This window comes from Bradyrhizobium sp. WU425 (assembly GCF_021052305.1).
GTDB classification, from domain to species: Bacteria; Pseudomonadota; Alphaproteobacteria; order Rhizobiales; family Xanthobacteraceae; genus Bradyrhizobium; species Bradyrhizobium canariense_D.
Genome location: NZ_CP088089.1, coordinates 263,171 through 276,997, shown reverse-complemented (window position 1 = coordinate 276,997; position 13,827 = coordinate 263,171). Strand labels below are relative to the sequence as shown.

Here is a 13,827-nt window from a genome sequence, read left to right as displayed (position 1 = left end):
ATCCAGGACTACTGCTGCTATCCCGCATGTCGCTACGCTCATGCGGGCTACGACATCGGAGCTTGTTTCTCCGGCAGCGCAAACACCTCGCATGGCGAGGCGATGCCCCGCAGCGAATGCGATCCGAGCGCGATCAGAGGCATGTCGGTCTCGGCGGCGAGCGCGCCCGACACCAGCACGGTTCTGCCGAGCGGCTTGCACAATCCTTCGAGCCGGCTGGCGAGATTGACGGCGGGACCGATCGCGGTGAAATCCAGCCGATTGGCGGCACCGATATTACCCCATAGCATCTCGCCGAGATGCAGCGCCGCGCCGAACGCGAGCGGCGGCAGACCTTGAGCACGGCGCTCCGCGTTGAGATACACCATCCCGGCTTCGGCTGCGCGCGCGGCACGCAGAGTTGCATCGGACGCTTGGCGCGGTGACGGCCCGACCACCGGAAAGATCGCGAGCACACCGTCGCCGATGAATTTCAGCACCTCGCCGCCGAAGGCGTGGACCGCGCCGGCGATGCGATCGAACCAGGCATCGAGCGCCGCGATGACCTCGGCAGGCGGATTGGTTTCCGATAGGAGCGTGAAGTTGCGCAAATCGGCATAGAGCAGCGCGGCCTGTATGGTCTCGCCGAGGTCGCGCCGCAGGGGTGCCGCCAGCACCCGCTCCGCACTGCGCTTGCCGAGATAGGCATCCAGCGTCGCGCGCAACGTTGCACGCGCGGCAAGTACGGCAAGGGGTGTAGCGGCAAAGCGCGCGGCCTGGCGCAATTGCTCGGTCTCGTCCGCGGTGAACGGACGCGGCCCGATCCAGCCGAGCAACGGCCCGTCGGGCCGTCCGACCAAATCTTCGTGCACTTCACCCTCCGCGATGTCGCGCAGCCAGCGGCGGCCGGCATCGTTGGGCGGGTCGGGCGCGAGGCCGCCTGGTGCGAAGCCGAGCGCTTCGATCACCCGGCCGTTCTCCGCGCGCCACAACCAGGTCCGTTTCGCGATCAGCGGATGTGGCACCTCCAGCGTCAGGCTGCCCGCCGCAAGCGGCACGCCATCGGCGACCAGATGTGCGCCAAGGTCCGCGAGCAGGCGGTCGGCGCCGGCGCTATCGGCGGCGGCATCGACAAGCCAGGCGAGTGTCGGCGAGAGGTGCATGGCCCGATCATGACGAAGGCAGGCGGTCTTTGTCACGGGCAATCCTTGACGGGCCGCTCGAGCGCCGCCATGTCCCAGTGTCAGCCCAGGGGTGATCGTCGATGACCGAACCGTTCATAGTGCGACGCGAGACCCAGATCGCGGCCCCACGCGCCACCGTTTTCGCCTACCTGACCGACCCCGAGAAGATTTTGAGCTGGATGGGTTCCGACGCGACCACGGAGCCACATCCCGGCGGGCTGTATCTGCTCAAAGGCATCGGCCCCCGCGGCGGCGTTGCCCGCGGCGCATTCCGCGAAGTCGTGCCGGTGCATCGGCTCGCCTACACGTTTGGATGGGAGGGCGGCCAGGAAGTGCCGCCCGGCTCAAGCCTGATCGAGATCGACCTGATCGAACGCGACGGCGGCACATTGCTGCGCATGACCCATAGCGGGCTGCCGACCGAGGAACAGGCGGCCGCCCACGCGACGGGATGGGCGCACTATCTGGGACGGCTCACGGCGGCAGCCGCGGGCGGCGATCCCGGTCCCGACAACGGCGTTTCCAACAACGCGTAACGACGCCGAGGTCAGACCGCCGCGGTCGCCACCACCTGCTGCAAAAGCTGCTCGCGCCTGGCCTGCGAGCGCTGGCCCTTCATGGTCGCGGCGAAGCGTTCCAGGATGCCGTCCTCGAACGCGGTGACGATGGTATCGTGAACATAGCTCTTGCGGCAGATCGCCGGCGTGTTGGAGAGCTGGTCGGCAGCGCCGCGGATCGCCTCCAGCACCTGCTTCTTGCGGCCGCGCTGGCTGGTCGCCGGCGTGATCCGCGACAGCGATTCCACGACGACGGCAGAGGCCATCAGCGTGCGGAAATCCTTCAGCGAGATCTTGATGCCGGCGATCTCGCGCAGAAACGCGTTCACCTGCGTGGTGCTGACCGCGCGCACGATGCCATAGGGATCGCGATACTGGAACATGCGCTTGCCGGGAACGCCCTGCAAGATCCCGATGGCGCGCACGAGCTTGGCCGCGTCGCACTCCTTGCGCACCGCCTTGCCGCCCTTCGCCTTGAAGGTCAGCACGAAGCTGTCGTCTTCCAGCGAGACGTTGGACTTCAGCAGCGTGGTGGCGCCGCGGGTGCCGTTGAGACGGGCATAGGATTCGTTGCCGGGGCGGATCGCGGTGCGCGCGATCAATTCGATGACGGCGGAGAGCGCGAACTCGCGGGTCGGCTCGTCGCCCGACAGGAACGCCGAGACCTTGCGCCGGATCTTGGGCAGCGCGCCGACGAGCTTTTCCAGGCGATGCGCCTTGCGTTGCTCGCGGACCTTCTCCCAATCGGCGTGATAGCGATATTGCAGCCGGCCCGCGGCATCGCGTCCCACTGCCTGGAGATGCGTGCTCGGATCGGCCGAGTAGCGCACCTCGCGATAGGCCGGCGGCACCGCCATCGAATGCAGCCGCCGAATGGTGCGGGCATCGCGGATGTGGACGCCGTTAGGCCGCACGAACGAATAGCCCTTGCCGCGCCTGACGCGGCGGATGGTCAGCTCGTTCTGGTCGCCGAGCCGCAGGCCCAGTTCCTTGGCGAGGGCCTCGACCGTCGTCGACGGCGCCGCGTCGAACACTTTCTTCGGGCTGGGACGGCCGGAACCGGCCGGTTTCGGCCATTGTCCGAGGGCTTTGGCCAGCGCGATGGCTGCAGGATCGGCTGAAGCGGGCCGTATCGTCCCGAGATTCTGCTGATCCATCATAGTCTTATGCCTTAGCCCTGTCTGTTGTCGGTCAATGCCGCTGTTCTGATTTTTGTTCCAAGGGGTCTCGTTGGACCCGGGTTGGCCATTTAGGGTGTTCCGAACCGCATTGCGAGTCCCGAATCAGTGAGAGGCGGTTTCTAAATACCTCTGCTGAATGCATGGCGCTCTGCGCGGGCCCATTCCGAGCATCTGGGTGAAGACCCCAAAGCCGCCCGTCGCCCTGTTTCAAAACTGCGACAGTCGCACGAAACGGCTTGATCCTCCGCATGGCAGGCTGCTCGCCGAAGGTCCAGCTTGTGCACCTTGTCGGGTCCGGTTAGCCCGACGCATAATCGGTTCAACGATCAAGTCGGCTCGCCAGTGGTCCGTGCTCGGCTCGCCGTATGTGGAGGGAAACATGTCCGAGAAGATCTACGACGTCCCCGCAGAATGGGCGAAGCGCGCCTGGGTCGACCAGGCCAAGTACAAGGACATGTACGCCCGCTCGATCTCGGACCCGAACGGTTTCTGGGCGGAGCAGGCCAAGCGCATCGACTGGATGCACGCGCCGACCAGGATCGAGAACGTCTCCTTCGCGCCCGGCAACATCTCCATCAAATGGTTCGAGGACGGCGTTCTCAACGTCGCCCATAATTGCATCGACCGGCATCTCCACAATCGCGCCAACCAGACCGCGATCATCTGGGAAGGCGACGATCCCTCCCAATCCCGGCACATCACCTACAAGGAGCTGCACGACGAGGTCTGCCGGATGGCCAACATCCTGCGCACCCGGAACGTCAAGAAGGGCGACCGCGTCACCATCTACCTGCCGATGATTCCGGAGGCGGCCTACGCGATGCTGGCCTGCGCGCGGATCGGCGCGATTCACTCCGTGGTGTTCGCCGGCTTCTCGCCCGACAGCCTCGCCCAGCGCATCAACGACTGCCAGTCCAAGGTGATCATCACCGCCGATGAGGGCCTGCGCGGCGGCAAGAAGGTGCCGCTGAAGGCCAATGTCGACGCGGCGCTCGCCAAGGCAGACGGCGTCGACTGGGTCGTCGTGGTCAAGCGCACCGGCGGCGCGGTCGAAATGAATCCCTCGCGCGACCTCTGGTACCACGACGCCGCCAAGATGGTGACGACCGAGTGCCCGGTCGAGCACATGCACGCCGAGGATCCGCTGTTCATCCTCTACACCTCGGGCTCGACCGGCCAACCCAAGGGCGTGCTGCACACCTCCGCCGGCTATCTCGTGTTCGCCGCGATGACGCATCAATACGTCTTCGACTATCACGACGGCGACATCTACTGGTGCACCGCCGACGTCGGCTGGGTCACCGGCCACAGCTACATTCTCTACGGACCGCTCGCCAACGGCGCGACCACGCTGATGTTCGAAGGCGTGCCGAATTACCCGGATAATTCGCGATTCTGGAACGTCATCGACAAGCACAAGGTCAACATCTTCTACACCGCGCCGACCGCGATCCGCGCGCTGATGCAGAGCGGCGACGCGCCCGTGAAGAAGACCTCGCGCGCCAGCCTGCGCCTGCTCGGCTCGGTAGGCGAGCCGATCAATCCGGAAGCCTGGGAGTGGTATCACCGCGTCGTCGGCGACGACCGCTGCCCGATCGTCGATACGTGGTGGCAGACCGAGACCGGCGGCATTTTGATCACGCCGCTGCCCGGCGCCACGAAGCTCAAGCCGGGCTCGGCGACGCAGCCGTTCTTCGGCGTGGTGCCTGAGATCGTCGACGCCGACGGCAACGTGCTGGACGGCGAGACATCAGGCAATCTGTGCCTGACGCGGTCATGGCCGGGCCAGATGCGCACGGTCTATGGCGACCACGCCCGCTTCGAGCAGACTTATTTCTCGACCTACAAGGGCAAGTACTTCACCGGCGACGGCTGCCGGCGCGATGCGGACGGTTATTACTGGATCACCGGCCGCGTCGACGACGTCATCAACGTCTCCGGCCACCGCATGGGTACCGCCGAAGTCGAAAGCGCGCTGGTGGCGCATGAGAAGGTCTCGGAAGCCGCCGTGGTCGGTTACCCGCACGACATCAAGGGTCAGGGCATTTACGCATATGTGACCCTGATGGCCGGCATCGAGCCAACCGAGGATCTACGCAAGGAGCTCGTCACCTGGGTGCGCAAGGAGATCGGCCCGATCGCTGCGCCCGACCAGATCCAGTTCTCGCCCGGCCTGCCCAAGACCCGATCCGGCAAGATCATGCGCCGCATCCTACGCAAGATCGCCGAGGACGAACCGGGCAGCCTGGGCGACACCTCGACCCTGGCCGATCCCGGCGTGGTCGACGACCTCGTCAAGAACCGTCAGAACAAAAAGGCGGTCTGAGCCACATCGTCCTGTGCCCCGGACGCAGCGTAGCGCGCACTTCGCGGTGCGCTGCAGAGTCGGGGCCGATGCAACGGCAGACTCTGTGGCCTTCTAGATCCCGGCTCTGCGTCGCACCGCTTCGCGCTGCGCCGCGTCCGGGACACGAGATCGCATCCCCGCGTTAGCGCTCCCTCGAACAACGGCCGTTCACATCCTCACGCACTTGTCAGGCCGCGCCCCGGCGCCCGGGCATCTTTCCCGCCAAGTGTTGTTTTCAGGTCATTTACTTTGTTTCGAACATTTCCTTTGTTCCCCCTGCTGGCTGGCCCTTGGCGGCCGTGCGTGGAAACCATCCGGTTAACAGGCGCGGTTAAGAATGTCCCCTAACAAGGACTTGGCGAGCCGGCGATTGCCGGTTTTGCGTAATCTTGGACGGTCCGTTCGGGGCAAGGGGAAAATCGATGTCGATGAGGATTGCTGTGGCGCTGGCCGCCACCGTCGTGACTGGGGTCTTGACGTTGACGGCGGCGCAGGCGCGGCCGGAAATGGTGGGGACGAACCTGGCTGACTATTCGCCGGGCACCATCGTGGTCAAAACCAACGAGCGTCGGCTCTATCTCGTCCTCGATAGCGGCCACGCCGTGCGCTACCCGGTCGGCGTCGGCAAGTCCGGCAAGCAGTGGGCCGGCACCACCCGCATCGACGGCAAGTACCGCAATCCGGCCTGGGCGCCGCCCGCCGAGGTGAAGCGCGACAAGCCCAGCATCCCGGACGTCATCCCGGGCGGCTCGCCCCGCAATCCGATGGGCGTCGCGGCGATGACGCTGTCCGGCGGTGAATACGCGATCCACGGCACCAACGTGCCGGGCTCGATCGGCGGCTTCGTCTCCTATGGCTGCATCCGCATGCTCAACGACGACATCACCGATCTCTACAGCCGCGTCTCGGTCGGCACGACGGTGGTCGTGACGCGCTGATCGCCGGCATCAGGACGACACGGCAATAGCCGCGTCGTTCGACGCGGCTTTTTGTCACCAGAAGCGCCAGCTCCGCGCGCACCAGCCGTCGCGATGGCCGCCATTGTAGCTCCGCGCGTAACCGCCCGCGAGCAACGCCGCCGAGACATTGGTCGTGCGTTTGGTCGCGACGTCGGCGAGAACGCGACCATATTTGTCGGCACCGAGGTTGGTGATCGTCACGCCACCCTGCGCGAGCAGATCGCGCAATGCGCGGGCCGCGGCTTCGGCCTTGTCCAGTTCCTCCTGGCAGGATGCTTTCATCTCGGGTGCGTCGATGCCGCGCAGGCGAACGCGCACGATGAGATCGCGGCCGTCGCGCTGACGAACGCGTGCGAGAAAGGTGTCGCCGTCAATGGTGCGAACGACATCGACCGGCTCGCGACGATCGGGATGGCCGCCTTGCTGGAGCACAATCTCGGCGTCTCGTGATTGACCGTCGGTCACGTGAGGGAACTGCCAGTTCATCCCATGCCGGGACGTGAACACCACGGCCACGACGATTCCAACCACGAACATCCACGGCAACAGCCCTGAGAACCGGCGACCAAATGGCGAGCCGCTGTATGAAGGCCGATATGGATGGCTTGGATCGAAACGCGACATCCGCGCACGCTAGGGCTGAGTCGGGCAGTCCGGCAAGCGAGCCTCAAAAGACAAGCTTCAGAAGTCGGAAGCGATGCCCTTGCGCTCCCAATCGCCATAGCGGGTCGGTTCGGGTCCTTTTGGGCCCTGCAACTCCTTTGGCGCCGCCTGGCCGTCGTTTTTAGTTCCGACTGCCGCAGCCTGACGGCGCGCTTCGGCCTCGGCCAGCGCGCGCTGGGCGGCCGGCGTAAGCTGCTTGCGGTCGGGAACGGGAGGCTGGTCGCTCATCGCCGGCTTTCTAGCGCGGGATGGCCCGCGACGCGACGCCCAATAACGCATTCCTGAAATGGCTCCGAAAGGGCTGAAAAACCCGGAAGCGATTCTTACATTTGGCATATTCGCGTGCCAGAGATCGCCTTCTCAAGGCATGCGCCCATTACGGCGAACTGCCGCTGCTCAGAACCTTGTTTCCGCATGCCTTCTCAACGTTTCGCTCCTCCATCCGAAGTGCCCGGTCTCGCGGCGCGGCGGATTGCCGCCGACATCGTCGACGGCGTGCTGCAAAAGCACCGCACACTTGACGAGCAGCTCGACGGCAGCGGCGCCCATCCCGGACTGAAGACGCTCCCCGACCGCGACCGCGCGCTGATGCGCCGCCTGGTCGCCACCGTGCTGCGCCGGCTCGGCACGCTCGGCCATGTGCTGTCCCGCCTGCTCGACAAGGGCATTCCCTCCGACGCGCCGCGCGCGCAGAGCGCGCTGTTGATCGGCGCCGCCCAGATCCTCTGGATGGACGTGCCCGATCACGCGGCCGTCGATCTCTCCGTTCGCCTCGTGCAATCCGACCGGCGCGCCGCGCGCTATGCCGGCCTCGTCAACGCCGTGCTGCGCCGCTGCGCCCGCGAGGGCAAGGCGCTGGTGGACGAGGTTGCCGCGCAGTCGCTGGACCTGCCGCCCTGGATGGTCGCGCGCTGGAGCGCGCATTATGGCGAGACGGTCGCAAGGGACATGGCGCTCGCGCTCAGCCATGATCCGTCGCTGGATCTGACCGTGAAGTCGGACGCCGCGCAATGGGCGAGCCGGCTCCATGGCGAAGTGCTACCGACCGGATCGGTGCGCACGGTGCTGCACGGCGCGGTGACCATGCTTCCCGGCTTCGCCGAAGGACAATGGTGGGTGCAGGACGCCGCCGCTGCGTTGCCAGCCCGGCTGTTCGGCGACATCAAGGGCAAATCCATCGCCGATCTCTGCGCCGCTCCCGGCGGCAAGACCGCGCAACTGGCGCAGGCCGGCGCGCACGTCACCGCCATCGACCGCTCGCCTGCCCGGGTGGCACGGCTGCGCGAGAATCTGACGCGGTTGTCGCTGCAGGCCGAGACCGTCGTCGCCGACGCCGCGGAATGGGCCGGCCCTGCCGATGGCTTCGACGGCATCCTCATTGATGCGCCTTGCACATCGACCGGGACGATCCGCCGCCACCCCGATGTATCCTGGCTCCGGCAGGAATCCGACATCGCCGCAATGACCGCGCTCCAGCGGCGGCTGCTGCAAAAATCGGTCTCGCTACTCAAGCCCGGTGGGACGCTAGTTTATTGCACCTGTTCGCTGGAACCTGAAGAGGGCGAGCATGCGGTCGCCGCGCTGCTGACCGCGGAGCCCGGTCTCCGCCGGGTTCCGATCGATGCGTCCGAGGTGTCTGGGCACAGCGAGATCATTACCGCCGAGGGCGATCTGCGCACCCTGCCCAGCCATCTGCCGAACGCCGATCCCAAGCTCGGCGGCCTCGACGGATTTTTCGCGGCCCGGCTCGTTAAATCCTGATTTTGCACTGGATTTTGCAAACACGGCACTGATTCGCGTCGTTCAAGGTGGTGTCGGCCGTCCGATTTTGGGATTAATAAGGATTCGTCGGAATCCTCTCCCCCATCAAGGCAAGGCGTGTCGGTCGCTCAACGCAGACGTATCTCGACGCTGGTGATGAACCGCTTCGCGCGGAACATGCTCGCGCGCGCGAGCGGCGGTTCCGTCGCCCTGTCGCGGGTTTGGCCCGGCCGCGCCGACCGGCTGATCATCGCGCCGCATGATCTACGCACCGCGGATGCGACCCGCGCCGCCGAGATCTATGCCGGCCGCTTCGTCTTCGCCGGCAAGATCGTCAATTGCCACGGCCGCTCGATCTTCGATCTCGAGCCGCCGTCGGAAGATTGGGAAGTTGCGCTGCTCGGCTTCGGCTGGCTGCGCCATTTGCGCGCCGCCGACACCGCGCTGACGCGCGCGAATGCGCGCTCGCTGATCGAGGACTGGATCGGCAACCCCGCCAGCAAGCGCCGTCCCGTCGCGCGACGCGCCGACGTGCTGGCGCGCCGCGTGATCTCCCTGCTGTCGCAGGCGCCGCTGGTGCTGAACGATACCGACAACAAATTCTATCGTCGGTATCTGCGCGCGCTGGCGCGCGAAATCCGCTTGCTGCGCTACACCATGGTCAACATCCCCGACGGAGTGCCGAAGCTCCAGGTGCTGATCGCGCTGTGCTATGCGGCGTTGTGCCTTGCCAACCAGGCAAGTCACATCCGCAGCACCTCGAAAAAGCTCTCGGATGAATTGCAGCGGCAGATCCTGCCCGACGGCGGGCATGTCTCGCGCAACCCGGGCGCGCTGATCGAGCTCTTGATCGACCTGTTGCCGCTGCGGCAGACCTTTGCCGCGCGCAACATCGCGCCGCCGCCCGCGCTGCTCAACGCGATCGACCGCATGATGCCGATGCTGCGCTTCTTCCGCCACGGCGACGGCAATTTCGCGCTTTTCAACGGCATGAGCGCGACCCCGTCGGACCTGCTCGCGACGCTGCTTGCCTATGACGACACCCACGGCGCGCCGATGTCGAACATGCCGCATACCGGTTTCCAGCGCCTCGATGCCGGCCAGACCACTTTGATCATCGACACGGGCCCGCCGCCGGCGGCCAGCGTCAGCCACGACGCCCATGCCGGCTGCCTGTCGTTCGAACTCTCCTCCGGCATCAGCCGCATCGTCACCAATTGCGGCATGCCGGCCACGGGCCGCGACAATTGGCGGCCGTTCGCACGCGGCACGGCGGCGCATTCGACGCTGACCTATCACGACACCTCGTCATGCCAGTTCGTGGAGATGTCGGCGATGAAGCGGCTCTTGCACGGTGCTCCGGTCACCAGCGGCCCGGTCGAGGTCGAGAGCTATCGCGAAATCGTGCAGAACGGCACCCTGCTCACGACGTCGCATGACGGTTACCTGACAAAATTCGGCGCGATCCACCGCCGCGTACTGATGATCGCCAATGACGGCGCGCGCATCGACGGCGAGGACACGTTGTCGCCGCCGCAAGGCGGGCGCTTCAAGGGTCCGGACGCCGATTTCGCGCTGCGATTCCATCTGCACCCGGCGGTGAAGGCGAGCCGGCTGTCCGACGCCCGCGGCGTCATGCTGGTGCTCCCGAATCGCGACGTCTGGACCTTCGAGGCGCTCGACGACAAGGTGGAACTCGAGGACAGCGTGTCCCTGGCCGGCAATGACGGCCCGCGCCGCACCGCGCAGATCGTGATCCGTCAGGATGCGCGGCAGGCGCCCTCGATCCGCTGGAGTTTTGTCCGCTCCACCGCCTCGCCGGCGGTCACGAATGCCCGCAGAAATGCACGGCGGGAGCCGGAACTTCCGCTGTAGACGCATGCGATTCGGCACCATCTGGTCGTTGTGATAGCGACCGAAAACTGCTATCGAGCCCTCGCTCGCGCGACTGGCGACCTTGGATGGAGCACCATCGGGAAGCGCGGGACACAGCTGCCGCGCGCCTGGGCATTACTCCTTCAGACAGAGGATCTTGCTCATGACTGACCATCCCCGCCGCGTCACCCGCGCACTTCTCTCCGTTTCCGACAAGACCGGCCTGATCGACTTCGCAAAGGCGCTTGCCGCGCACGATGTCGAACTAATCTCGACCGGCGGCACCGCAAAGGCGATCGCCGCGGCCGGCCTCGAGGTGAAGGACGTGTCCGAGCTGACCGGCTTCCCCGAGATGATGGATGGCCGCGTGAAGACGCTGCATCCGAAGGTGCACGGCGGTCTGCTCGCGATCCGCGACAACAAGGACCATGCGGATGCGATGACGGCGCATGGGATCGCGCCGATCGATCTCCTCGTCGTCAATCTCTATCCGTTCGAGGCGACCGTCGACAAAGGCGCGGGCTTCGAGGATTGCATCGAGAACATCGACATCGGCGGCCCCGCGATGATCCGCGCCGCCGCGAAGAATCATGACGACGTCGCCGTCGTGGTCGAGGCGCAGGACTATCAGGCCGTGCTCGATGAGCTCGCCGCCAACAGCGGTGCAACCACGCTGAAGTTGCGCCGGCGCCTTGCCGTCAAGGCTTACGCGCGCACTGCCGCCTATGACGCCGCGATCTCGAACTGGTTCAATCGCCAGCTCGAGATCGACGCGCCCGATTTCCGTGCCTTCGGCGGCCGGCTGATCCAGTCACTGCGCTATGGCGAGAATCCGCACCAGACCGCGGCGTTCTATGCGACGCCCGACAAGCGGCCGGGTGTCTCGACCGCGCGGCAGCTCCAGGGCAAGGAGCTCTCCTACAACAACATCAACGACACGGATGCGGCCTATGAATGCATCGGCGAGTTCGACGCCAAGCGCACCGCAGCCTGCGTCATCGTCAAGCATGCCAATCCCTGCGGCGTCGCGGAGGGCTCCGACCTCGTCGGCGCCTACCGCAAGGCGCTGGCCTGCGATTCCACCTCGGCGTTCGGCGGCATCATCGCGATGAACCGCGCACTCGATGCTGACACCGCGCGCGAGATCACGAAAATCTTCACCGAGGTGATCATCGCGCCTGACGCTAGCGAGGAAGCGATCGCCATCATCGGCGCGCGCAAGAACCTTCGGCTTCTGCTCGCCGGCAGCCTGCCCGACCCGCGCGCGCCGGGCCTCACCGCCAAGACGGTGGCGGGCGGTCTCCTCGTGCAGAGCCGCGACAACGCCGTCGTCGACGACATGACCTTCAAGGTTGTCACGAAGCGCGCGCCCACTGATGCCGAGATGCGCGACCTGAAGTTTGCTTTCCGTGTCGCAAAACACGTCAAGTCCAACACCATCATCTACGCCAAGGATCTCGCGACCGTCGGCATCGGCGCCGGCCAGATGAGCCGGGTCGATTCAGCGCGGATCGCGGCACGCAAGGCTCAGGATGCGGCCGCCGAGCTGAAGCTCGCCGAACCGCTCACCAAGGGCTCGGTGGTGGCGTCGGATGCGTTCTTCCCGTTCGCCGACGGCATGCTCGCCTGCATCGAGGCCGGCGCCACCGCCGTGGTGCAGCCCGGCGGCTCCATGCGCGACGACGAAGTGATCAAGGCCGCCGACGAGCATGGCATCGCCATGGTGTTCACGGGCACGCGGCACTTCAGGCACTAGATCTGTCGTGTACTAAACTCTCGACGGGTCGTCCCGGCGAAGGTCGGGACCCATAGCCCAGGAAGTAGTTTGGTGTGCGGTACTGGCCGTGTCGCGGCAACGAGCAATCACGCGGTATGGGTCCCGGTCCCCATGCGCAATTGCGCACTAGGCCGGGACGACGCTAATTTTCCCGCACCCGCATCAACAGCGCCAGACCCGCGACGAAGAACACCACCAGCACGGCCATGCCGGCCTTCTGGCTCGCCGTCACCGCGGTGATCACGCCGATCAGCAGCGGGCCGATGAAGGAGGTCACTTTCCCCGTCAGTGCGAACAGACCGAAATACTGCGCGATGCGGTCCTTCGGTGCGAGACGGATCAGAAGCGTACGTGAGGCCGCTTGCAGCGGACCACCGGCCGCACCGATCAGGCAGCCCAGCACCAGATACGCGCGCTCTGACGCAGCCGCGAACAATGCACCGCCGGGCGTGGGCGGCGCGACCTTGATGAAGAGGATCGAATCCTTGTCGACCAGCAGGATCGCCGCCAGCGCCAGCAGCAGGATCAGCATGCTGCCGGCGATCACGCGCTTCGGCCCGAAGCGATCGTCCAGCTTGCCGCCGGACCACGCGCCAAACGCGCCGGCGATCGCGAGCATGATGCCGAAGGTGCCGATCTGGATCGTGTGCCAGCCGAACGTGCCCGCGGCATAGATGCCGCCGAAGGCAAACAGCGACACCAGACCGTCGGTGTAGATCATGTTGGCGAGTAGAAACGCCGCAAGCGATTTCTGCTGCGGCAGCCCCTTGATCGATTGCTTCAGCTCCGACAGGCCTTCGTGCAGCGCCTCACGCACCGGACGCTTCGCGGGATAGTCCGGCGTGAACAGGAACATCGGCGTCACGAAAATGATGAACCAAAGTCCGGTCAACGGTCCGGCGGCACGATCGCCCTGACGGCTGATCGGATCGAGCCCGAACAGAGGCGTGAAGCCGAGCAACGTGCGGCCGGTCTCGGGATTCGCGGCGAGCAGGCCGAGCACGATGACCAGGCTGACGATGCCGCCGACATAACCCGTCGCCCAGCCGGTGCCGGAGAGCCGCCCGATGCGCTCCGGCGGCACCAGCGTCGGCATCATCGCATTGTTGAAGAGAGTGGCGAATTCCGCGCCAACGCTGGCGAGCGCGACCGCGGTGAGCAGCGGCGGAATGATCGAGGGATCGCCGGGCTTGCCGATCCACAGCGTGCAGGATGCCAGCACCAGCACTGCGCCGAATCCGGCGATCCACGGCTTCCTGCGGCCCGACGCATCGGCGATAGCCCCCAGCACCGGCGACATCAAGGCAATCGCGAGGCCCGCGGCAGCCATCGCAAAGCCCCACAACGATTGCCCGGTGGCGGGATTCGGCGCAATGCCGGTGGCGAAATAGGGCGCGAACACGAAGGTCGTGATCAGCGTAAAATAAGGCTGCGCGGCCCAGTCGAAGAAGATCCAGCTGACGACGGCGCTGCGCGGCGGATAGGTCCGCTGCGCGCCGGCGATCCGCGCATCCCGGGCGATCGTCGTCACTCCATAATCCTCA

General features: G+C 65.8%; 11 protein-coding genes and 1 riboswitch. Of the genes, 6 read left to right on the top strand and 5 right to left on the bottom strand.

Features of this window, described 5'->3' with window-relative positions; genetic code table 11:
• Positions 1 to 47: 47 nt before the first annotated feature.
• Entirely contained in the window at positions 48 to 1,142 is a 1,095-nt protein-coding gene (locus BcanWU425_RS01300; RefSeq protein ID WP_204514029.1) for an adenylate/guanylate cyclase domain-containing protein, read from the bottom strand.
• Between the two features lie 101 nt (positions 1,143 to 1,243).
• Between BcanWU425_RS01300 and BcanWU425_RS01295 the strand changes: the two genes are divergently transcribed.
• Positions 1,244 to 1,699, top strand: coding sequence for an SRPBCC family protein (locus BcanWU425_RS01295; RefSeq protein ID WP_204512901.1), 456 nt, complete (start codon positions 1,244 to 1,246; stop codon positions 1,697 to 1,699).
• An 11-nt stretch (positions 1,700 to 1,710) separates the two neighbouring features.
• On the opposite strand, the gene BcanWU425_RS01290 is transcribed toward BcanWU425_RS01295, so the two are convergent.
• The gene (locus BcanWU425_RS01290; RefSeq protein WP_018459695.1) at positions 1,711 to 2,880 is read right to left on the bottom strand and encodes a DNA topoisomerase IB; all 1,170 of its coding nucleotides are present in this window, start codon (positions 2,878 to 2,880) and stop codon (positions 1,711 to 1,713) included.
• Between the two features lie 400 nt (positions 2,881 to 3,280).
• On the opposite strand from BcanWU425_RS01290, the gene acs reads away from it, so the two are divergent.
• Positions 3,281 to 5,227, top strand: a complete 1,947-nt coding sequence (acs, locus tag BcanWU425_RS01285; protein WP_204512902.1) for an acetate--CoA ligase — start codon at positions 3,281 to 3,283, stop codon at positions 5,225 to 5,227.
• 443 nt (positions 5,228 to 5,670) lie between these two features.
• Positions 5,671 to 6,186, top strand: a complete 516-nt coding sequence (locus BcanWU425_RS01280; protein WP_018459693.1) for a L,D-transpeptidase — start codon at positions 5,671 to 5,673, stop codon at positions 6,184 to 6,186.
• A gap of 54 nt (positions 6,187 to 6,240) precedes the next feature.
• Here the strand turns inward: BcanWU425_RS01280 and BcanWU425_RS01275 are convergent, their stop codons facing one another.
• Positions 6,241 to 6,831, bottom strand: coding sequence for a thermonuclease family protein (locus BcanWU425_RS01275; RefSeq protein ID WP_026233862.1), 591 nt, complete (start codon positions 6,829 to 6,831; stop codon positions 6,241 to 6,243).
• 57 nt (positions 6,832 to 6,888) lie between these two features.
• Positions 6,889 to 7,098, bottom strand: a complete 210-nt coding sequence (locus BcanWU425_RS01270; protein ID WP_085359609.1) for a DUF1674 domain-containing protein — start codon at positions 7,096 to 7,098, stop codon at positions 6,889 to 6,891.
• A gap of 186 nt (positions 7,099 to 7,284) precedes the next feature.
• Here BcanWU425_RS01270 and BcanWU425_RS01265 point away from each other — a divergent pair, with 186 nt between their 5' ends.
• From BcanWU425_RS01265 to purH, 3 genes are all read left to right on the top strand, one after another.
• Positions 7,285 to 8,631 (top strand): RsmB/NOP family class I SAM-dependent RNA methyltransferase, encoded by a 1,347-nt coding sequence (locus BcanWU425_RS01265; RefSeq protein ID WP_204512903.1) that lies wholly within the window; start codon positions 7,285 to 7,287, stop codon positions 8,629 to 8,631.
• 156 nt (positions 8,632 to 8,787) lie between these two features.
• Entirely contained in the window at positions 8,788 to 10,506 is a 1,719-nt protein-coding gene (locus BcanWU425_RS01260; protein ID WP_026233860.1) for a heparinase II/III family protein, read from the top strand.
• 59 nt (positions 10,507 to 10,565) lie between these two features.
• Positions 10,566 to 10,647, top strand: a riboswitch (ZMP/ZTP riboswitch).
• A 22-nt stretch (positions 10,648 to 10,669) separates the two neighbouring features.
• Positions 10,670 to 12,262, top strand: coding sequence for a bifunctional phosphoribosylaminoimidazolecarboxamide formyltransferase/IMP cyclohydrolase (gene purH, locus BcanWU425_RS01255; RefSeq protein ID WP_204512904.1), 1,593 nt, complete (start codon positions 10,670 to 10,672; stop codon positions 12,260 to 12,262).
• A 163-nt stretch (positions 12,263 to 12,425) separates the two neighbouring features.
• Here the strand turns inward: purH and BcanWU425_RS01250 are convergent, their stop codons facing one another.
• Positions 12,426 to 13,814: an MFS transporter gene (locus tag BcanWU425_RS01250; protein ID WP_085359603.1), complete on the bottom strand. Its 1,389-nt coding sequence runs from the start codon at positions 13,812 to 13,814 to the stop codon at positions 12,426 to 12,428.
• Positions 13,815 to 13,827: the final 13 nt, after the last annotated feature.

Excerpts from the sequence above, each read along its gene's own strand:
- BcanWU425_RS01270 (WP_085359609.1), bottom strand. The coding sequence starts at position 7,098 with ATGAGCGACCAGCCTCCCGTTCCCGACCGCAAGCAGCTTACGCCGGCC.
- BcanWU425_RS01260 (WP_026233860.1), top strand. The coding sequence starts at position 8,788 with ATGAACCGCTTCGCGCGGAACATGCTCGCGCGCGCGAGCGGCGGTTCC.
- BcanWU425_RS01300 (WP_204514029.1), bottom strand. The coding sequence starts at position 1,142 with ATGCACCTCTCGCCGACACTCGCCTGGCTTGTCGATGCCGCCGCCGAT.
- BcanWU425_RS01265 (WP_204512903.1), top strand. The coding sequence starts at position 7,285 with ATGCCTTCTCAACGTTTCGCTCCTCCATCCGAAGTGCCCGGTCTCGCG.
- BcanWU425_RS01275 (WP_026233862.1), bottom strand. The coding sequence starts at position 6,831 with ATGTCGCGTTTCGATCCAAGCCATCCATATCGGCCTTCATACAGCGGC.
- acs (WP_204512902.1), top strand. The coding sequence starts at position 3,281 with ATGTCCGAGAAGATCTACGACGTCCCCGCAGAATGGGCGAAGCGCGCC.
- BcanWU425_RS01280 (WP_018459693.1), top strand. The coding sequence starts at position 5,671 with ATGTCGATGAGGATTGCTGTGGCGCTGGCCGCCACCGTCGTGACTGGG.
- purH (WP_204512904.1), top strand. The coding sequence starts at position 10,670 with ATGACTGACCATCCCCGCCGCGTCACCCGCGCACTTCTCTCCGTTTCC.
- BcanWU425_RS01295 (WP_204512901.1), top strand. The coding sequence starts at position 1,244 with ATGACCGAACCGTTCATAGTGCGACGCGAGACCCAGATCGCGGCCCCA.
- BcanWU425_RS01290 (WP_018459695.1), bottom strand. The coding sequence starts at position 2,880 with ATGATGGATCAGCAGAATCTCGGGACGATACGGCCCGCTTCAGCCGAT.